This window comes from Chelatococcus daeguensis, from assembly GCF_001887265.1.
Taxonomy (GTDB): domain Bacteria; phylum Pseudomonadota; class Alphaproteobacteria; order Rhizobiales; family Beijerinckiaceae; genus Chelatococcus_A; species Chelatococcus_A sambhunathii.
The window spans coordinates 1,408,472-1,427,830 of sequence record NZ_CP018095.1 but is presented as its reverse complement, the minus strand read 5'-3'; the positions used below and the strand labels follow the sequence as shown (position 1 = coordinate 1,427,830).

At 69.4% G+C, this 19,359-nt stretch carries 17 protein-coding genes; 7 read left to right on the top strand and 10 right to left on the bottom strand.

The annotated features are described in order from the left end of the window. Nucleotides 1–26: 26 nt before the first annotated feature. Complete coding sequence (gene ltnD, locus BOQ54_RS06820; protein WP_055459068.1) at nt 27–947, bottom strand: L-threonate dehydrogenase; 921 nt, start codon at nt 945–947, stop codon at nt 27–29. A gap of 125 nt (nt 948–1,072) precedes the next feature. Between ltnD and BOQ54_RS06815 the strand changes: the two genes are divergently transcribed. The 3 genes from BOQ54_RS06815 to BOQ54_RS06805 are packed head-to-tail and all read left to right on the top strand — an operon-like array spanning nt 1,073 to nt 4,128. Further along, nucleotides 1,073–2,116, top strand: a complete 1,044-nt coding sequence (locus BOQ54_RS06815) for a LacI family DNA-binding transcriptional regulator (protein WP_071923583.1) — start codon at nt 1,073–1,075, stop codon at nt 2,114–2,116. A 33-nt stretch (nt 2,117–2,149) separates the two neighbouring features. After that, complete coding sequence (gene otnK, locus BOQ54_RS06810; protein ID WP_071923582.1) at nt 2,150–3,454, top strand: 3-oxo-tetronate kinase; 1,305 nt, start codon at nt 2,150–2,152, stop codon at nt 3,452–3,454. Then, nucleotides 3,451–4,128 (top strand): aldolase, encoded by a 678-nt coding sequence (locus BOQ54_RS06805; RefSeq protein WP_071923581.1) that lies wholly within the window; start codon nt 3,451–3,453, stop codon nt 4,126–4,128. Before otnK ends, BOQ54_RS06805 begins: the two co-directional genes overlap by 4 nt. 7 nt (nt 4,129–4,135) lie before the next feature. On the opposite strand, the gene BOQ54_RS06800 is transcribed toward BOQ54_RS06805, so the two are convergent. Next, nucleotides 4,136–4,975 (bottom strand): IclR family transcriptional regulator, encoded by an 840-nt coding sequence (locus BOQ54_RS06800; protein ID WP_245316315.1) that lies wholly within the window; start codon nt 4,973–4,975, stop codon nt 4,136–4,138. Between the two features lie 221 nt (nt 4,976–5,196). Between BOQ54_RS06800 and BOQ54_RS06795 the strand changes: the two genes are divergently transcribed. Next, entirely contained in the window at nt 5,197–5,517 is a 321-nt protein-coding gene (locus tag BOQ54_RS06795) for a c-type cytochrome (protein WP_055459073.1), read from the top strand. A 1-nt stretch (nt 5,518) separates the two neighbouring features. Here the strand turns inward: BOQ54_RS06795 and BOQ54_RS06790 are convergent, their stop codons facing one another. From BOQ54_RS06790 to BOQ54_RS06760, 7 genes are all read right to left on the bottom strand, one after another. Further along, nucleotides 5,519–6,307, bottom strand: a complete 789-nt coding sequence (locus tag BOQ54_RS06790; protein WP_055459074.1) for an enoyl-CoA hydratase-related protein — start codon at nt 6,305–6,307, stop codon at nt 5,519–5,521. Nucleotides 6,308–6,383: 76 nt separating this feature from the next. Further along, on the bottom strand, nt 6,384–6,779 hold the full coding sequence (locus tag BOQ54_RS06785; RefSeq protein WP_071923579.1) for a c-type cytochrome: 396 nt from the start codon (nt 6,777–6,779) through the stop codon (nt 6,384–6,386). A gap of 81 nt (nt 6,780–6,860) precedes the next feature. Beyond that, complete coding sequence (locus BOQ54_RS06780) at nt 6,861–7,784, bottom strand: sugar kinase (protein WP_071923578.1); 924 nt, start codon at nt 7,782–7,784, stop codon at nt 6,861–6,863. A 70-nt stretch (nt 7,785–7,854) separates the two neighbouring features. Next, the gene (gene xdhC / locus BOQ54_RS06775; protein ID WP_055459077.1) at nt 7,855–8,772 is read right to left on the bottom strand and encodes a xanthine dehydrogenase accessory protein XdhC; all 918 of its coding nucleotides are present in this window, start codon (nt 8,770–8,772) and stop codon (nt 7,855–7,857) included. A 6-nt stretch (nt 8,773–8,778) separates the two neighbouring features. Further along, entirely contained in the window at nt 8,779–11,034 is a 2,256-nt protein-coding gene (gene xdhB, locus BOQ54_RS06770; RefSeq protein ID WP_071924417.1) for a xanthine dehydrogenase molybdopterin binding subunit, read from the bottom strand. Between the two features lie 241 nt (nt 11,035–11,275). Continuing rightward, nucleotides 11,276–12,751 carry a xanthine dehydrogenase small subunit gene (gene xdhA / locus BOQ54_RS06765; RefSeq protein WP_071923577.1) on the bottom strand — a complete coding sequence of 492 codons (1,476 nt, stop codon included), beginning with the start codon at nt 12,749–12,751 and terminating at the stop codon, nt 11,276–11,278. A gap of 216 nt (nt 12,752–12,967) precedes the next feature. After that, nucleotides 12,968–14,023 carry an aldose epimerase family protein gene (locus tag BOQ54_RS06760; RefSeq protein WP_071923576.1) on the bottom strand — a complete coding sequence of 352 codons (1,056 nt, stop codon included), beginning with the start codon at nt 14,021–14,023 and terminating at the stop codon, nt 12,968–12,970. Nucleotides 14,024–14,215: 192 nt separating this feature from the next. Between BOQ54_RS06760 and BOQ54_RS20010 the strand changes: the two genes are divergently transcribed. After that, nucleotides 14,216–14,371: a hypothetical protein gene (locus BOQ54_RS20010; RefSeq protein WP_157672328.1), complete on the top strand. Its 156-nt coding sequence runs from the start codon at nt 14,216–14,218 to the stop codon at nt 14,369–14,371. 251 nt (nt 14,372–14,622) lie between these two features. On the opposite strand, the gene BOQ54_RS06755 is transcribed toward BOQ54_RS20010, so the two are convergent. Next, nucleotides 14,623–15,063 (bottom strand): VOC family protein, encoded by a 441-nt coding sequence (locus tag BOQ54_RS06755; protein WP_055459080.1) that lies wholly within the window; start codon nt 15,061–15,063, stop codon nt 14,623–14,625. A 76-nt stretch (nt 15,064–15,139) separates the two neighbouring features. On the opposite strand from BOQ54_RS06755, the gene BOQ54_RS06750 reads away from it, so the two are divergent. Continuing rightward, nucleotides 15,140–16,594 carry a cation diffusion facilitator family transporter gene (locus BOQ54_RS06750; RefSeq protein ID WP_071923575.1) on the top strand — a complete coding sequence of 485 codons (1,455 nt, stop codon included), beginning with the start codon at nt 15,140–15,142 and terminating at the stop codon, nt 16,592–16,594. A gap of 23 nt (nt 16,595–16,617) precedes the next feature. Beyond that, nucleotides 16,618–19,254 carry an aminopeptidase N gene (pepN, locus tag BOQ54_RS06745; RefSeq protein ID WP_071923574.1) on the top strand — a complete coding sequence of 879 codons (2,637 nt, stop codon included), beginning with the start codon at nt 16,618–16,620 and terminating at the stop codon, nt 19,252–19,254. Nucleotides 19,255–19,359 lie beyond the last annotated feature (105 nt).

The following is a 19,359-nucleotide window of genomic DNA, read 5'->3' as shown; positions in this document are numbered from 1 at the left end:
GCCTCGTGCGTTCGCGGTTCAGAAGGTCAGGACTTTTTGGCAGGCAGCGTCACGCCCGCGGTCTGCGCATAAAAACGGGCGACGGAGGAATCGTCGTCGCGGCCCATACCGGCGGCCGAGGTCATGGTGAAGAGCTGCAGGGCCGTGGCCGCGACGGGCACCGGGAAATTGCTGGCCCGACTCATGTCCATGACGATGCCGAGGTCCTTGGTGAAGATGTCGACGGCCGAGAGCGGCGTGTAGTCGCCCTCGAGGATGTGCGGCACCCGGTTCTCGAACATCCAGGAATTGCCCGCCGCGCCCGTGATCACCTCGTAGACCTTGCGGATATCGAGGCCGAGCCTGGCCGCGAAGGTGATGGCCTCGCAGGCGGCGGCGATATGCACGCCGGCGAGCAGCTGGTTGACCATCTTGAAGGCGGCCGCCGTGCCGGCCTCGTCGCCGAGCTCGTGCACCGTCCCGGCCACCGCGGCGAGCGCCGGACGGGCCCTCGTCATGGCCGCGGGCGTGCCGGAGGCGAGCACCGTCAGGGCGCCGTCCGCGGCCTTCTTCGCCCCGCCGCTGATCGGGGCATCGAGATAGTGACGCCGCATCGCGGCGACGCGGGCCGCGAGGGCGCGCGCCGCCTCCGGCGCCATGGTGGCGCAGGACACGAACACCGCGCCTTCCGGCAGGGCGGCGGCGGCGCCTTCCGCGCCGAAGAGCACGTCCTCGGTCTGGGCGGCATTGACGACGACCGAGAAGAGCGCATCCGCCCCTTCGGCCGCGGCGGCCGGCGTTGCAGCTGCACGCCCTCCGGCGGCAACGAGCCGCTGCATGGCCTCCCCCGACAGGTCGAAGCCGGCGACGTCAAACCCGGCGCGGACGAGCGATGCAGCCATGCCGAAGCCCATGGCACCAAGGCCGACCACGCCGACGCGCCCCTTCTTCGTCTCCTCCAGCGTCATAAGATGCCTCCCGATACGGCTTGCAGCACCCGACTTGTGCAAGCGCTGTCAACGAAGCATTATAATGGATGACAGCGCTTGCATAGATGCTATCTTGCGCCACTCTACCTGCGCCGGGGCCTGCCATGACCATCCGCCACGAGACCGCGCCGATGCCCACCTCCCCGTTGCGTCTCGCCGAGGTGGCCGCGCGGGCCGGCGTCAGCGAAAGCACCGTCTCGCGCGTGCTGCGCAACATCGGGCCGATCGCGGAGGCAACGCGCGTCGCCGTGCTGAAGGCCGCCGAGGAGCTCGGCTACGTGCCCAACCGCCTCGCCGGGGCGCTCGCTTCGACGGGCAGCGCCCTCGTCGGTGTCGTGGTGCCCTCGCTCGACAACATCGTCTTCGCCGAAGTGCTGCGCGGCGTCACCGAAAGGCTGGAGGAAGCGGGGCTTCAGGCCGTCATCGGCGTCACGGGCTACGATCTCGCGCGCGAGGAGCGCATCGTCTCGGCGCTGCTTGCCTGGCGGCCGCGCGGCCTCGTCATCGCCGGGATCGACCACACGCCGCGCCTGCGCGATCTGCTCGCCGCCAACGGCACGGCCGTCGTCGAGATGATGGACATCGACGGCGCCGAGCCGGCGCTCGACCGGCGCGTCGGCCTCTCGCACGGAGCGGCGGGCGCGGCCATGGCGGCGCATCTTCTTGCGCGTGGCTATCGCCGCTTCGGCTATGTGGGTCACGATATCTCGCGGGACATCCGGGCGCGCAAGCGCCTCGACGGCTTTGCTGCAGAACTCGCCCGGCGCGGGGTCGCGCTCGTCGCCGAGGAGATGGTGGCCGGCCCCTCCTCCGTCGCCGCCGGCCGTCGCGGGCTCGCCACGCTCCTTGCCGCCCATCGCGACCTCGACGCTGTCTATTTCTCCAACGACGACATGGCGGTGGGCGGCTATTTCCACTGCGAGGCCAACGGCCTCCGCATGCCGGACGACCTCGCCATCGCCGGCTTCAACGGCCTCGACATCGGCCAGGAGCTGCCCCGGCGGCTCACCACCGTGCGCTCGCCGCGCTATCGCATCGGCCAGCTGGCGGCCGAGCAGATCCTGACGCGGCAGAATGCCGTGGAGGAAGCGGCGAAACCCGCGACCATCGATGTCGGTTTCGAGCTCATCGCCGGGGAGACGGCGTAAGCCTCACCGGCCACGACAAGAGAGGAAAATCCCATGCTTCTCGGCTGCATTGCCGACGACTTCACCGGCGCGAGCGACCTCGCCAATACGCTCGCCAAAGGCGGCATGCGCACCACACAGTTCATCGGCGTGCCGGCGGAACCGGCGGCGGGCGACTGCGAGGCCGGCGTCGTGGCGCTGAAGAGCCGCTCCATTCCCGCCGCCGCGGCCGTGGCGCAGTCGCTCGCCGCGCTCAAATGGCTGCGGCAGCAGGGCTGTCGGCAATTCCTCTTCAAATATTGCTCGACCTTCGATTCCACGCCCCAGGGCAATATCGGCCCGGTGGGCGAGGCGCTCGCGGAGGCGCTCGGCACCAGGGGCGCCGTCGCCTGCCCGGCCTTTCCCACCACGGGGCGCACGATCTACCAGGGCCACCTGTTCGTGAAGGACCGGCTCCTGTCCGAATCCGGCATGGAGAAGCACCCGCTCACCCCGATGACGGACCCGGACCTTCGGCGCTTCCTTGCCCTGCAGACGAAGACGCCGGTCGGCCACGTGCCGTGGGCGACCGTCGATGCGGGCCCTGACGCGGTCAAGACGGCCCTGAAGGAGGCGGCGGGGCGCGGCGAGACCCTCGTCATCATCGACGCGATCAGCGATGCCGATCTCTTCACCATCGGCGCGGCGCTCGCCGAGGCGCCGCTCGTCACCGGCGGCTCGGGCATCGCGCTCGGCCTGCCCGAGAACTTCCGCAAGGCCGGTCTCCTCTCCGGCAAGGGCTCGGCCTTCACGCCCGTCGACGGCCCGACCGTCGTGCTGGCAGGCAGTTGCTCGGGCGCGACGCGCGAGCAGGTGAGGCGCCATGCCGCGCAGCACCCCGGCCTCGCGCTCGAGATCGACAAGATCATGAGCGGCACCCTGACGCCGGACCAGGCCGCCTTCTTCCTGATGGAGCGCATCCGCCTCACGCCGATCTGCTATTCCACGGCCACGCCCGAGGAGGTGAAGGCGGTGCAGGACCGCTACGGCCGCGAGGCGGTGGCCGAGGCGATCGAGGGCTTCTTCGGGGAACTCGCCGTCACCCTCAACAACCGCGGCGTCAACCGCATCATCGTCGCCGGCGGAGAGACGTCGGGTGCCGTGGTCAGCGCGCTCGAGATCGACCGGCTCGACATCGGGCCGGAGATCGACCCCGGGGTGCCGGCGCTGTCCGGCTCGCGCAACGGGCCGCTGGCGCTGGCGCTCAAGTCCGGCAACTTCGGCGCGCCGGACTTCTTCGACAAGGCGGCGGCCGTCCTCGCCGGCAAGGGCGTGGGAGGTATGGGCACAGAAGACAAGAGCGCGGGAGGTGCGGCATGAGCGAGGCGAAACTGCGCGAGGAGATCGCCCGCTTCGCCCGCTCGCTCTTCGAGCGCGGGCTCACCCCCGGCTCGTCCGGCAACATCTCGGTGAGGCTCGACGACGGCGGCTGGCTGGTGACGCCGACCAATGCCTCCCTCGGCTTCCTCGATCCTGCCCGCATCTCGCGTCTCGACGCGGACGGGCGCCTCGTGGGCGGCGATGCGCCGACCAAGGAGATCCCACTGCACGCTGCACTCTACGAGACGCGCGGCAGCGCCCGCGCCATCGTGCACCTGCATTCGACCCATTCCGTCGCGGTGTCCATGCTGCCGGAGATCGATGCCAACAACGTCCTGCCGCCGCTCACCGCCTATTCGGTGATGCGCGTCGGCCGCACGGCGCTGGTGCCCTACTACCGCCCCGGCGATCCGGCGGTGGCGGATGCCATCCGCGGCCTTGCCGGCCGCTACAGCGCGGTGCTGCTCGCCAACCACGGGCCGGTGGTGGCGGGCGACACGCTGGAGGCGGCCGTCTACGCCACCGAGGAGCTGGAGGAAACGGCAAAGCTCCACCTCCTGACGCGCGGCCTCAACCCGCGCCTGCTCTCACCGGCGCAGGTCCGGGATCTCGTCGCGCATTTCAAGCTGGAGCCATGGCCCGAGGGAGAGCACGGGCACGATCACGACCACTGACGCGCCGTCAGGCCCTGCGGGCCGTGCGCGCCTTCGCCTCGCGGCCGCGGCCGAAATCGGCGAGCTTCATCTCGAGGCGGCGCGCCTCCTCCTGAAGGAGCGCCGCGACCTCGGCCCGCCGGGCCTCGCCGAGGCGGCTCTCGATGGCAGCGACGCTCAACGCGCCGACGGGATGGCCCGCGGCATCGCGCACGGCGACGCCCATGCCCCAGGAGCCCTGCATCAGCAGGCCGGGATTGAGCGCATAGCCGGCCGCCCGCGTCTCGGCCACGCTCGTGCGCAGCATCTCCGGCGTGAAGCGCGGGTAGCGCTCGGTCATGACCGCGCTGTTGGCGGCGATCACGGCCTCGACATCCTCGTCCGGCAGTGCCGCCAGGATGGCGAGCGAGCCGGAGCCGACGCCGAGCGGGTGCCGGTCGCCCGGCATCAGCACATGGGTGCGGATGGGGAAGGCCCCCTCCTCCCGGTGCAGGCAGATGGCGTAGTTCTCGCGGCGGATCGAGACGAAGGCCGTGTCCTCCGTGCGGGCGGCGAGCCGCGCCACGCCCTCGAGCGACAGGCGATGCAGGCCGAAGCGCTCCTCCGCCAGGGTGCCGAGCACGTAGCTCTCGGGTCCGAGGTGATAGCGCCCGCCGGTTTCTTCCTGTTCGACGAGGCCGGCACGCATGAGCGAGAGCAGCAGGCGGCGGACGGTCGGCTTGTTGAGCCCGCTCTCGGCCACGAGATCGGCCAGACGCGCGCCCTCCCGGCGACGGGCGCCGACCATCATGAGCAGCGCGAGCGCCCGATCGACGCTCTGCGCCCCTTCGGCCTTGCCATTCGACGCATGATCCATACTGCGGATCATCCTGAACTCCCGCCCCACCCGGAAAGGCGACGAGATTAGCGCCGATTGCGTGCGAGACAACCGAGCATGCTTGAAGTGCGGTGCCCGCGGTTCACATATCGGACCACGCAACGACACGCGGCCCGGATATCCACACCCGGCGCCTCCCTTCGCCGCGACGCATCGGGGCCATATTGGGCTACCATCGTGCGAATCGCGGCCTGGGACGGGAGCGAAACGCCATGAATGTCCGCTGGTTGATGCTCGGCGTTGCCGCGGCGATGGTCGGCACGGCGGCCATGGCCCGCCCCGGGAACGTGGTGGCGGGTCATGCCCTGGCACAGAAGCACTGCGGCGCTTGCCACGCCCTCGACAAGACGGGCAAGAGCCCCAAGCCGGAGGCGCCGCCCTTCCGCACGCTGCACGAGCGCTATCCGGTCGAGGGCCTCGAGGAGGCGCTCGCCGAGGGCATGGTGACCCTGCATCCCGACATGCCCGAGATCACCTTCGCGCCCGACGACATCGACGATTTCATCGCCTACCTGAAGTCGCTGGAGAAATAGCCTATCGGCCGGTGAAGCGGGGTGCCCGCTTGGCGACGAAGGCGCTGACGCCTTCGGCGAAATCCGCGCTCGCGGCGCAGGTCGTAAAGGCGGAGGCCTCCTCGGCGAGCTGCGCGGGCAGGTCCCTGTCGAGCGAGGTGCGCATCAGCCGCTTGATCCTGGCGTAGGCGAGCGCCGGCCCGGCTGCAAGGCGGGTGGCGAGCGCCTCCGTCTCCGCCTCGAGCCGCTCGCGCGGCACGACGCGGTTGACGAGGTTGAGGCGCAGCGCTTCGGTGGCGTCGACGGTATCGGCGAGCAGCGCCAGCTCAAGCGCCTTGCGCAACCCGACGACGCGCGGCAGGGACCAAGTGGCCGAGCCGTCCGGGCTCGCGCCGATGCGGGCATAAGCGAGCGTAAACTGCGCGTCGTCGGCGGCGATGGCGAGATCGGCCAGCAGCGCGATGCTGAGCCCGGCTCCGGCCACCGGGCCGTGCAGGCTGGCGATGACGGGCTTGGGCATCTCGGCGAGGCGCGCAACCGCCTCGTGAAACGGTTCGATCAGCCGCTGCACCAGCGCCGGCGCCTCAGGCCCCGCGGCATGGAAACGGCTGACATCGCCGCCGGCCATGAAGCCGCGGCCCTCGCCGGAGATGACGACGACCCGCACGCGCTCGTCGCGGGCCGCCGTCTCCACCGCCGCGCGCAGGGCGGCGACCATGGCCTCGTCGAGCGCGTTGAGCACCTGCGGCCTGTTGAAGCGGATGGAGGCGATGCCCTCCGCCCGCGCGAAGATGATGGGGCTGTCGTCCACGCAGGTCCTCCCGGATCGTTCGCGGCAGAATGGCGGCTGGCGGGCGCCGGCGCAATCGCCGTTCGGTCCCGGTGGTCTATTCGGCCACGCGTGTGCCGTCGGCGTTGAAGGTCTTCAGGTAGGCGACGAGGTCGTCGACCTCCTGCTCCTTCTTGAGGCCGGCGAAGACCATCTTCGTGCCCGGGATTTTGGCCCGCGGATCGGCGATGTATTCGCGAAAATTGGCTTCGTCCCAGACGATGCCGGACGCCTTGTTGGCTTCGGAATAGCTGTAGCCGGGCGCCGTGCCCGCGGTGCGGCCGAAGAGCCCGTTCAATTCCGGTCCGACGACGTTCTTCGCCTTCTCGCCGACCTGATGGCAGGCCCGGCACTTGAGGAAGACGCGCTCGCCAGCCTTGGCGTCGCCAGCGGCGGCGGCCGGTGACAAGGTGGTAGCGAGAATGGCGATTGCGAGCAGCGGCTTGAGAATCATCGAACGCTCCTTCCATCGGCAAACGGGCGCCGTTATGGCCCGAATGCCGCAGAAGGAGGCGACGACTCTTCGTCGCGGGGCTCAGCCCTTGGCCAGGAAGGCGGCGACGTCCGCCACCCGCGGCATGGGCGCGACGGCGCCATGGCCGAGGGTGGAGAGCGCCGCGGCGGCATTGCCATAGGCAGCAGCCGCAAAGGGATCACCCGAGCGCAGCCATGCGGCCAGAAAGGCGCCGTCGAAAGTGTCGCCCGCGCCGGTCGCGTCCACCGCCTTGACCGGCCGGCCCGCGATCAAGCGCCGCTCGCCCGGCACGGCGACCATGGTGCCGTCCTTGCCGAGCGTGAGCGCGATGATGCGCGCGCCGCCCTTGAGATAGAAATCGCAGATGTCCTCCGGCCGGTCGAGCCCGGTGAGCTGGCGGGCATCGTCGAGGCCCGGCAGGACGATGTCGGCGAGTTGCGCCGTCGCGTTGATGACGGCGCGTGCCCTGTCGAGCGGCCACAGACGCAGGCGCAGGTTGGTGTCGTAGCTGACAGCCACGCCCTTCTCGCGGGCATGGCGCACCGCCGCGAAACAGGTGTCGCACGCCTCGACCGAGATCGCCTGGCTGATGCCGGAGATGTGGAGGACGCGGCTTGAACCGATTAGATCGAGAGGCAAAAGAGAAGGGCGGACGAGGCTCGCGGCGGATCCGGCGCGATAATAGCTGAACTCGTGCCCGTCCGGGCCGTAGCTGATGAAGTAGATGCCGGTGCGCTCGCCGGCCATGGTGATGACGGAGGAGCGATCGACCCCCTCCTCGTCCCACAGCTTCAGGAAGTCGCGCCCGAAGGCGTCGTCGCCGACGGCAGTGAAGACCGCCGTCTTCGCCCCGAGCCGGGCCGCCGCGATGGCGACATTCGAGGTGTCGCCGCCGAAACCGGGCAGGTAGTGCCGCCGCGAATCGTCGAGCTGGGCGAATTCCATCAGGGGTTCGCCGAATGCCAGAATATCGAAGGCAGCCATCAGGGGGTCTCCGGTTGCTCGTCGCCGGCTGTCTAGACCATGGCGTCCGAAAGTGTAAGCGGTTTTCGCCTCAGCGCAGGGCCTCGCGCCGGATCAGAAGATCCGCCGCCGTCGCCGCTGCGATGACGGCCGGCGCCTTGCCCGCGATGCCGGGAATGCCGATGGGGCAGACGAGGCGGGCGATGGCGGTTTCATCGAGCCCGGCCTGGGCGAGCTGGCTGACGAAACGCGCCTTCTTGGTCGCGCTGCCGATGAGGCCGACGTAGGAAATGTCTGCCCGCCGCAGGGCCGCTGCCACGACGGCGAGGTCGAGCGCGTGGTCATGCGTCATGACGAGGACGAAAGCGCCGGCCGGCGCGGCGGCGAACTCTTCGGCAGGATCCGAGAAGACGGCCGGCGTCGCATTGGCCGGGATGTGGGCCGGGAAGGCGTCGGGGCGTGCATCGAGCCAGCGGACGGCGAACGGCAGCGGCGCGAGCGCCAGGACGAGCGCGCGCCCAACATGGCCGGCACCGAAGAGGAGTAGTGGCGTCGCCTGGTCCTCGTAACGCTCGCGCCAGCCGCCGGCCGGGGTCTCCCCGCCGATGCGCCGCACGATGCGCCCGGAGGCGTCGCGAGCCGCCGAGACCGTGAACGGCCCCTCCGTCTCCGCGGTGGCCAAGGCCGCGAGTTCATCCGCATCCTCGCGCCCGAACACCTCGACATGGACGGCGACCCGCCCGCCGCAGCACTGGCCGAGATCGGGGCCGAGCGCCATGTCGAGCCGCGTCAGGGCTCGCCGGCCGGCCGCCATGGCCCGGCGCGCCTCGGCGAGCGCCTCCCATTCGAGCCGGCCGCCCCCGATCGTGCCGTGAAAGGCGCCGTCCGGCCGCACCACCATGCGGGCACCGGCCTCGCGCGGCGCGGAGCCCTTGACGTCGGCGAGGGTGACGAGCGCCCCACGCCCATGGGCGCGCACGAAATCCCGCAATGTCCGCCAAATGGGCATCTCGCCTCACAGCGCGCCGACGATGGCGCGCAACACGGCCTCCGGGGTCGCCGGCGCGTCGAGCGGCGCAAGACCGTCGCCACGCGCGGCGCGCACTGCATCGGATATGGCGCAGAAAACGGAATTTGCCAGCATCAAAGGCGGCTCGCCCACCGCCTTGGAGCGGTAGATGGTCGGCTGGCGATTGGCGCTCGGGAAGAGCGTGACGCGAAAATCGGCCGGCACGTCCGAGGCGACGGGGATCTTGTAGGTGGAGGGCGCATGGGTGGCGAGGCGGCCCTTGCCGTCGAACACCAGCTCCTCCGTGGTCAGCCAGCCCATGCCCTGGACGAAGCCGCCCTCGATCTGGCCGATATCGATGGCCGGGTTCAGGGAGCGGCCGACGTCGTGCAGGATGTCGACGCGGTCGAGCCTGTACTCGCCGGTCATGGTGTCGATGGTCACTTCGGCACAGGCGGCGCCATAGGCGAAGTAGAAGAAGGGCTGTCCCCGCCCCGCCGCCCGGTCCCAATGGATCTTCGGCGTGCGGTAGAAGCCGGTGGCGGAGAGCTGGATGCGGGCCTGATAGGCCTTCTTCACCAGTTCCGCGAAGGCGAGGCTCTCGTTGCCGAAGAAGACACGGTCGTCGCGGAATTCGATCTCGCCCTCGGCGACATCGAAGGTCTCGCAGAGAAAATCGACAAGGCGCTGGCGGATGGTGCCCGCGGCGATGCGGGCCGCCATGCCGTTGAGGTCGGAGCCCGAGGAGGCGGCCGTCGGCGAGGTATTGGGCACCTTGGCCGTCGTCGTCGCCGTGATGCGCACGCGCTCGATGCCGACGCCGAACTCCTCCGCCACCACCTGCGCCACCTTGATGAAGAGCCCCTGCCCCATCTCGGTGCCGCCGTGGTTCAGATGGATCGAGCCGTCCTGGTAGACGTGCACGAGCGCGCCGGCCTGGTTGAGATGGGTGAGCGTGAAGCTGATGCCGAACTTCACCGGCGTCAGCGCCAGGCCCTTCTTCAGCACCGGCGAACGCGCGTTGAAGGCGGTGATCGCGGCGCGGCGGGCGCGGTAGTCGCACTCGGCCTCCAACTGCTCGACGAGGGCGGCAAGCACGTCCGTGTCCTCGACGCTCTGGCCATAGGGCGTCTCGTCCCGGCCGGGTGCGTAGAAGTTCGCCTTGCGCACGTCGAGCGGGTCGCGCCCGAGGCGGGCAGCGATCTCGTCCATGACGCGCTCGGCCGCGAGCATGCCCTGCGGACCGCCGAAGCCGCGGAAAGCGGTGTTGGAGACCGTGTTGGTCTTCAGCCGCCGCGAGGCGATGTGCACCGCCGGCAGGAAATAGGCATTGTCGGCATGGAACATGGTGCGGTCGACGACGCCCTGGCTGAGGTCGGCCGAACAGCCGCAGCGGGCATTGAACGTGACGTCGTAGGCCGCGATGCGCCCCTTGTCGTCGAAGCCGACGCGCCAGTCGGCCCGCATGTCGTGACGCTTGCCGGTCACCGCCATATCGTCGTCGCGGTCGAGCCGCAGCTTGCAAGGCTGGCCGGTGGCGCGAGCAGCAAGCGCAGCGATCACGGCCCATTGCGTCGCCTGCGTCTCCTTGCCGCCAAAGCCGCCGCCCATGCGCCTGACCTCGCAGGTGACGAAGGCGTCAGGGATGCCGAGCGCACGCGCCACGATGTGCTGGACCTCGCTCGGATGCTGGGTGGAGGAATGGACGAGCATGTCGCCGTCCTCCCCCGGCACGGCGAGCGCGGCCTGGCCCTCGAGGTAGAAATGCTCCTGCCCGCCGATGCGCAGCACACCCTCGAGGCGATGGGGGGCGTCGGCGAGCGCCGCCTCAACGTCGCCGCGGCCGAAGGCATAGTCCGGCAGCACCGTCTCGCGGCGCGCCAGCGCATCCTCCACCGTCACGCTCGGCGCCTCCTCGGCGATGTCGAAGGCGGCGAGCCGCGCGGCCCGCCGCGCCGCGTCGCGGGTTGTCGCCACCACGGCAAAGACCGGCTGGCCGTGGAAGAGCACCTCGTCCTTGGCGAATACCGGCTCATCGGCATTGGCCGGCGAGATGTCGTTGCGGCCTGGCACGTCGGCGGCCGTCAGGACGGCGACGACGCCGGGGGCGGCATGCACGGCGGCCAGATCGACCCCCGAGAGCCGCCCGCGTGCGACCGGGCTGAGGCCGAGCGCGACATGCAGGGTGCCGTCCGGCTCGCGGATATCGTCGATATAGAGCGCCGCGCCCGAAACGTGGCGGATGCCGGAATCGTGCGGCAGGGGGCGATGGACGTGGCGGAGCGGCGAACCGTCACCGGAAACGCCAGACGTCCCGGAGGGCGCCGCGTGATCCTCCCCCGCGGCGGGAGGTGGCGGCCGCAGGCCGACGGAAGGGGCCTGCGCGACCGCCGCTGGGAGCGCCCCACCCGTCTCGCGCCTGCGGCGCGATCCACCCTCCCCTGAAGGGGAGGGATCAGATGCGCCCAACCTGCTTCTAGGCACCCGGAGATCGCCCGATTCTTCATTCTGCCGCATGGCGGACCTCCCGGTGGGCAATGAGGCGCGTTGCGGCATCGTCACCCGTCGCGATCTCCATCAACGCCTTCATGAGGAGATTGCCGGCGACGCGGCGGCGATAGGCGGCGGAGGCGCGGTGATCGGTCAGAGGGGCGAAATCGGCGTCGAGCGCGGCGGCCGCCCGCTCGGCGGCGGCGTGATCGTCGATGGCCGCGCCGGTGAGCGCCACCTCGGCCGCCCGCGCCCGCTTGGGGATGCCGGCCATGCCGCCATAGGCGATGCGCGCCTCGCGCACCGTCCCATTGTCGGCTAAGTCGAAGCAGAAGGCACCCATGACGGCGGAAATGTCCTCGTCGAAGCGCTTGGTCACCTTGAAGACACGGACGTGCCGGCCGGCGGGCTTCCTCACCGTGACCCCCGTGACGAATTCGCCCGGCTGCCGGTCCTGCTTGCGGTAATCGAGAAAGAAGTCTTCGAGCGGCAGGCTGCGGCGGCCGTCGCCGCGGCGCAGGTGTAGGGTGGCGCCTAGGGCGATGAGGGCGGGCGCTAGGTCGCCGATGGGCGAGCCGTTGGCGATATTGCCGCCGACCGTGCCGGAGGCCCGCACCTGCTGCGAACCGAAGCGGCGCATCAGCTCGTCGAGATCGGGATCGAGCGCGCCGAGCGCCTCGCGCGCCCGCGCCAGCGTCACGGTGGCGCCGAGCGTGAGCGTCCCGTGCTCCTCCGCGACCGCATCGAGCCCGGCGACGCGGCCGAGCCAGATGATCTTCGGCAAGTCGGCGAGGGCTTTGGTCACCCACAGGCCGACATCGGTGGCGCCGGCGACCAGCGTCGCATCCGGGTGGCCGAGATAGAGCCGGGCCAGTGCATCGGTGCTCGCCGGAGCGGCGAAGAAGGAGCGCTCGTCGCCGACGAAAACGTCCGCCTGGTCCCTGAGGGCCGCCAGCGCCTTGGCCACCTGCTGCCGCTGCTGTGCGAAAGGATCAGCCTCGATCCGGCCCAGCGCATCGAACGCCGCCGCGACGATGGGGCGATAGCCGGTGCAGCGGCAGAGATTGCCGGCGAGCGCATCCGTCACCCCCTGCCGGTCCGGTGCCTCGCCCGTCTCGTAGAGTGCGAGAAGGCTCATGACGATGCCGGGCGTGCAGAAGCCGCATTGGGAGCCGTGGCGCTCCACCATCGCCTGCTGCACGGGATGCAGGCGCCCGTCGGCGGCGAGGTCCTCGACCGTCAGCACCTCGGCGCCGTCCACCTGGCCGAGGAGGAGGATGCAGGCATTGACCGGCTCGGACACGAGGCGGCCGTCGACGAGGCGGCGCAGCACGACCGTGCAGGCCCCGCAATCGCCCTCGCCGCAGCCTTCCTTGGTGCCGGTGGACCTTTCTGTCAGACGCAGCCAGTCGAGAAGCGTGGTGCGCGGCTCGACATTCCCGACCTCGACCGTTTCGTTCCGTCTCAGGAAACGGATTGTTCGGCGCATTTTCTGGTTCGTCCCTCTGTTTGCCCGAGTGTGCCCCATTCGGGGGGCCGTGCAACAGGGGAAAAGGCAGGCCGCCGGGAGTGCGGCGCAGACAGGCGTGAGGCGAATCCCGCGCTGCTGCGATGAGGGAGTGTCCCGGGAATGGGCCCGGGCTCAGCGCCGCATCACTGCGTGCTGCGGCGCGTCCGGGCACAAAGGCGTACCAGGCCGGTCCCGTCAGCCCGCGTGGAAGCGGAATTCGCTCACCTGCCGGTAGACATCGCCGGGAGTAAGGAGTGTCGAGGGGAAATGCGGCACGTTGATGCTGTTCGGGAAATGCTGCGGCTCGAGCGCGAGGCCTGCGTTGGAGCCATAGGCTGCGCCGTCGAGGCCGGGAATGCCGGAAAGGTCGATCTTGCGCCCGTCGTAGACCTGGAGGCCGGGCGCCGTCGTCCACACATCGAGGGCAAGGTTGTTGCGCAGCGAGGCGACGAGCGCGGCATGGGCGAGCGGCAGGCCGGGGATGCCGGATGGCTCCAGCCGGTTGCGCCGCAGGACGAAGTTGATGTCGTAGTGCACAGGCGCGCCCGTCTCGGCGTCGGGAAAGCGGATCGAGCGGTTGCCGCGGAAATCGTAGGGCGTGCCCTCGACCGAGCGGATCTCGCCGGTGGTGACGAGGTCGGCATCGGTCGCGGTGATGAAATCCGCCTCGACGCGCATGCGGTGATCGAGAACCGAGGGCGAGCCGTCGAGGTTGAAGTAGGAATGGTGGGCGAGGTTGACCGGCGTCGGCCGATCGGTCGTCGCCGAAAGCTCGATGCGCAGCGTCGCCGGCTCGGTGAGGCGGTAGACGCAGGTGACCGTCACATTGCCGGGGAAGCCGTGGTCGCCGTCCGGGGAGACGAGCGTCAGCGTGACGCTCGAATCATCGTGGTGGGCGAGCTGCCACGGGCGCTTGCCGAAACCTTTCGCGCCGCCGTGCAGCATGTGCCGGCCGCTCTGGTTGCGGTCGACCTCGTAGACGGTGCCGTCGATGGAGAAGCGGCCGTAGCCGATGCGGTTCGCGACCCGGCCGGCGATGGCGCCCATGTGCGGGGAATGGGCGATGTAGTTGTCGAGGCTGTCGAAGCCGAGGACGACGCGCTGCAACTCGCCCGACGGCAGGGGCACCTGCATGTCCCTCAACACGGCACCCCATGTCAGCACCTTGGCATGCGCCTTGCTTTTAGGGGCACGAATGGTGATCTCGCGGACGGGCTGGCCCTCGGCCACACCGAAATCTCTAACGCTCATCGACGCTCCGTTTCTCGCGCGGCCGGTCACCGCTCGTTCCGGCTCAGGTTGACAGCTTTACTCCGGCGGCCACGATCTTGCCAAATTCCGGACCGTATCCCGATGTCCGGCCTCGCGCCTTGACCTTGCCGCCCGTCCGGGGCACCTCGCCTCGCGCAAGAGCGAAACGCAACGCATCACAAGGGGATGTCCATGCGCATCATCGTCGTCGCCGCGCTCCTCGGCCTCGTGCTCGCCGCCTGCAGCTCCTCGTCGGGCACGCGCACGCAGCCGGCCCAAGCCTATATGCCGCATCCGGCGCCTGGCCAGCTGATCGATGCGGAGAACGACCCCTATGCCGTTGATTGAGGCAGTCGGCAGTCGGCAGTCGGCAGTCGGCAGTCGGCAGTCGGCAGTCGGCAGTCGGCAGTCGGCAGTCGGGCTGAGCTCGCACCATCGCCTTCAAGCGCAAACCCCTTTTCCGGGCGCATGGAGCGCAAGCGGAATGCGACCCGGGAACCAGCGCAACAATCGGTTGAAGGCGCCGAATGACCAACCCCGGATCGGCACCGCATCCTTCCATGCTGCGGTGCATCCGGCGCACACGACCGCCGTTGGCCTCACCACGTCCCGGTATTCGGCATCGAAGCCCAGGGTTCGGCCGGGGGCTTGGGCTGGCCCTCCTGCAGGAGCTCGATGGAGATGCCGTCGGGCGAGCGGATGAAGGCCATGTGCCCGTCGCGCGGCGGACGGTTGATGGTGACCCCCGCCTTCATCAGCCGGTCGCACAGGTCGTAGATGTCGTCGACGCGATAGGCGAGATGGCCGAAGTTGCGCCCGCCCTTGTAGTCCTCCGGGTCCCAGTTGTAGGTCAGTTCGAGCAGGGGGGCCTGGCTCGCCGCAGCGGCCTCTTTGTCCTTCGGCGCGGCGAGGAAGACGAGGGTGTAGCGGCCCTTCTCGTTCTCCATCCGACGCACCTCGACGAGGCCGAGCTTGTTGCAATAGAAGTCCAGCGAGTCCTCGAGATTCGAGACACGCACCATCGTGTGCAGATATCGCATGGGTCACCTCCCGTCTGATGCGGGAGAGGATCGTCGATGCCGCGGGCAAGTCAAACCCGCAAGCGGAATAGGTGCCATGAGCCCACCGTCCATCTCGTCGGAGCGGCAGCGCAACGAACGGCGCAAGGAACGCGCCGCCTTCGTCTCGATCCTGGCGAGCGCCGGGCTCACCCTCGGCAAGGGGGTAGCCGGCTTCGCCACGGGCTCGCTCGCCCTCATCTCGGATGCGGCCAACAGCCTGCTTGACGTCGCGGCGACGACCATGACGTGGCTCGCCGTGCGCGCCGCACACAAGCCGGCCGACGCGCAGCACCAGTACGGCCACGGCAAGTTCGAATCGCTTTCGGCACTCGTGCAGACGGCCTTCCTCTTCCTCCTCTCGGGTGTCATCGCCGTCGAGGGCGTGCGGCGGCTGTCGAGCGGCGAGACGGAAATCCTCCTCTCATGGCCGGCCGTCGGCGTGGTCGTCGGCTCGATCGTCGTCGATGCCTGGCGCTGGTGGGGGCTGACGCGCGTGGCGCGCGAAACGGGCAGCGAGGCGCTCGCGGCGGATGCGCTGCATTTCTCCTCGGATCTCGTCAATTCCGTCTTCGTCCTCGTCGCCTTCGCCGCCGCCCATTTCGGCTATCCGCAGGCGGATGCGCTCATCGCCATCGGCGTGTCGTTCTTCATCGCCTTCGCCGGCTTCCGCCTCGCCCGCCGCACCATCGACACCTTGCTCGACACGGCGCCCAAGGGTCTGGCAGAGCGTGTGACGGGGCTCGCGGAGAAGGTGCCCGGCGTGGTTGGCGTGGATCGCGTGCGCGTGCGCTCCTCCGGCTCGCTGATCATGGGTGAGGTGGGCATCCGCGTCTCGCGCACCTTGCCGCTCGACCGCGTCACCCAGATCAAGGAGCGGGTGCGCAACGCCATCCACGCGGACCTGCCGGACAGCGAGTTCACCATTTCGACGACGCCGGTGCAGATCGACGACGAGACAGTGCTGGAGCGTGTGATGCTCATCGCTGCGCGCCTGCGCGTGCCCGTGCACCATGTCACCGTGCAGAACCTCGCCAGCCGCCTGTCGGTGAGCTTCGACATCGAAGTCGACGCCCGCCTCACCCTCGCCCAGGCGCACGAGGTGGCCAGCCGGCTCGAGACGGCGCTCGTCGAGGAACTCGGGCCGCAGGTGGAGGTGGAAAGCCACATCGAGCCTCTCGTCGTGCAGCATCTCGACGGGCGCGAAGCGGATGCCGAGACCGTCGCCGGCATCGCCTTGTCGCTCGCCAACCATGCACGCGAATGCAACGGCATCACCGGCGTGCACAGCGTACGCGTGCGCGAGACGCCGGCGGGTTTTGTCGTCAACTACCACTGCCGGCTCGATCCCGGCCTCGACATCGCGACCGTGCACGATATGGTCGACGAACTCGACCGGCGGATGCGCACCGACCATCCCGAGATCGGCCGCATCGTCGGCCATGCCGAGCCGCGACCGGCGGCTGCAGCCGGAAGAGACATCGCAGCGGGCGGCACAAGCGGCTATCGTTGAGACAGGATACGGGGAGAGCGTTGATGCGTGACGAGAGCGGGGCCGTCATCCGGCTGGAAGACTACAGGCCGACGGACTACCTGATCGATCGCGCGGAACTCGACATCCGGCTCGACCGTCACGCCACCCGCATCCTCGCCAAGCTCCATCTGCGCGCCAACCCGGCGGGCCGGCCGGCCGTGCCCCTCGTCCTCGACGGGGACGAGTTGCGCCTCGTCTCGCTCGCCATCGACGACGTGCCCGCCTCGCCGCAGGCCTTCGAGGCCTCGCCCGAGCGCCTCGTGGTTCATGCCCCGCCGGCGCAGCCGTTCACGCTGACCATCGAGACCGAGACCGATCCCACGGCCAATACGAAACTGATGGGGCTCTATCGCTCGGGCAGCGCCTATTGCACGCAGTGCGAGGCCGAAGGCTTCCGCCGCATCACCTATTTCCTCGACCGGCCCGACGTCCTCTGCGTCTTCACAACCCGCATCGAGGCGGACCGGCAGGAGGCGCCGGTGCTGCTCGGCAACGGCAATCCGGTCGCCGCGGGCGAAGCCGGCGGCGGCCGCCATTTCGCCATCTGGCACGATCCCTTCCCCAAGCCGTGCTATCTTTTCGCCATCGTCGGCGGGCGCCTCGACAAGGTCGCCGACCGGTTCACGACCATGTCGGGGCGCGCGGTTGACGTCGCGGTCTATGTCGAACCCGGCAAGGCGGCGGACGCGACCTACGCCCTCGATGCGCTCAAGCGCTCCATGGCCTGGGACGAGCGCGTCTTCGGGCGCGAATACGACCTCGACGTGTTCAACGTCGTCGCCGTGTCGGACTTCAACATGGGGGCGATGGAGAACAAGGGCCTCAACATCTTCAACGACAAATACGTCCTCGCCAGCGCCGAGACGGCGACGGACGCCGACTATGCCAATATCGAGGCGATCATCGCCCACGAATATTTCCACAACTGGACGGGCAACCGCATCACCTGCCGGGACTGGTTCCAGCTGTGCCTGAAGGAAGGGCTCACCGTCTTCCGCGACCAGGAGTTCTCGGCCGACGAGCGCTCGCGCGCCGTCAAGCGCATCGCCGACGTGCGCGTGCTGCGGGCACAGCAGTTCGCCGAGGATTCGGGGCCCCTCGCCCATCCCGTGCGGCCGCGTCAGTACCGCGAGATCAACAACTTCTACACGGCGACGGTCTACGAGAAGGGTGCGGAGGTCATCCGCATGCTCAGGACGCTGATCGGCGACGATGCGTTTCGCCGCGGCATGGACCTCTATTTCGACCGCTACGATGGCACGGCGGCGACGATCGAGGAATTCGTCGCCTGTTTCGCCGAAGCGAGCGGGCGCGATCTCGGCCACTTCGCCCAGTGGTACGAGCAGGCCGGCACCCCGACGGTGAACGCCCGCGGCCATTACGACGCGGAGGCGAAGACCTATCGCCTCGCCCTGACCCAGGTGACGCCGCCGACGCCAGGCCAGCCGGAGAAGGCGCCGCAGGTCATCCCGATCCGCCTCGGGCTGGTTGGGGGCAGCGGGGCGGAGATCGCCCTGTCTCCCGCCGCCACGGCCGGCCACATGCCGGGCGTCTTCGTGCTCGACGGCCCATCGGCCACGCTCACCTTCACCAATGTGCCGGAAAAGCCGGTGCCCTCGCTGCTGCGCGGCTTCTCCGCCCCGGTCAGGCTGGAGATCGACCTCGACGAGGACGAACTTCTCGTCCTCTTCCGCTACGACAGCGATGCCTTCAACCAGTGGCAATCCGCCCAGACGGTCGCCACGCGGGCCATCCTGCGCGCCGTGGGCGCCGGGACGCCGCCTGCGCCCGACCGTCGCATGGCCGATGCGCTGCGCCACTTCCTCTCCATGCGCGCCGGCAGCGATCCTGCCTTCGCCGCCCAGGTGCTCGCCCTGCCGACGGAGGCGGACATCGCCCGCGAGATCGGTCACGACGTCGATCCCGATGCCGTTCACCGGGCGCGGCAGCTGGTGAAGGTCGAGCTCGGCGCGGCACTCGCGGCGGAACTGGCGGAGCTCTACAGTCAGTTGAGCTCGCGGGAGCCCTATGTCCCTGATGCAGCCGGAGCGGGCCGTCGGGCCCTGCGCAACGCCTGCCTCGATCTTTTCGCGGCCGGCCGCCCCGCCGAGGGCGAAGATCTTGCCATGCGCCAGTTCCGCGATGCCGACAACATGACGGACCGCTTCGCGGCGCTCGGCGTCCTGTCGCACCTGCCCGGTGCAGCCCGCGAGACGGCGCTTGCCGAATTCTCGGAGCGCTTCCGCAACAATGCGCTCGTCCTCGACAAGTGGTTCTCGCTGCAGGCCATGATCCCCGAGCCCGAGACGCTGGAGCGGTTGCGTGGCCTGATGCGCCATCCCGCCTTCTCGATGGGCAACCCCAACAGGGTGCGCTCGCTCATCGGCAGCTTCGCGATGGCCAATCTCACCCAGTTCAACCGGGCGGACGGCGCCGGCTACGACTTCGTCGCCGACATGGTCCTCGCGCTCGATGCACGCAACCCGCAAGTCGCCGCCCGGCTGCTGACCGCCTTTCGCACCTGGAAGATGCTCGAGCCCAGGCGCAGGGCCGAGGCGGAGAAGGCGTTGCGCCGTGTTGCCGGCACGCCCGGCCTTTCGCCCGACGTCGCCGACATATCGGGCCGCTCGCTATCTTGATATACTAAATGTAGGCAAAAGTAGTCCTGATGGCGCGTGAGCGGAAATGCAGGTGCACAACAAGCATTTACCGTATCGCGTCAACCAATCATAAAGACTCTGGAC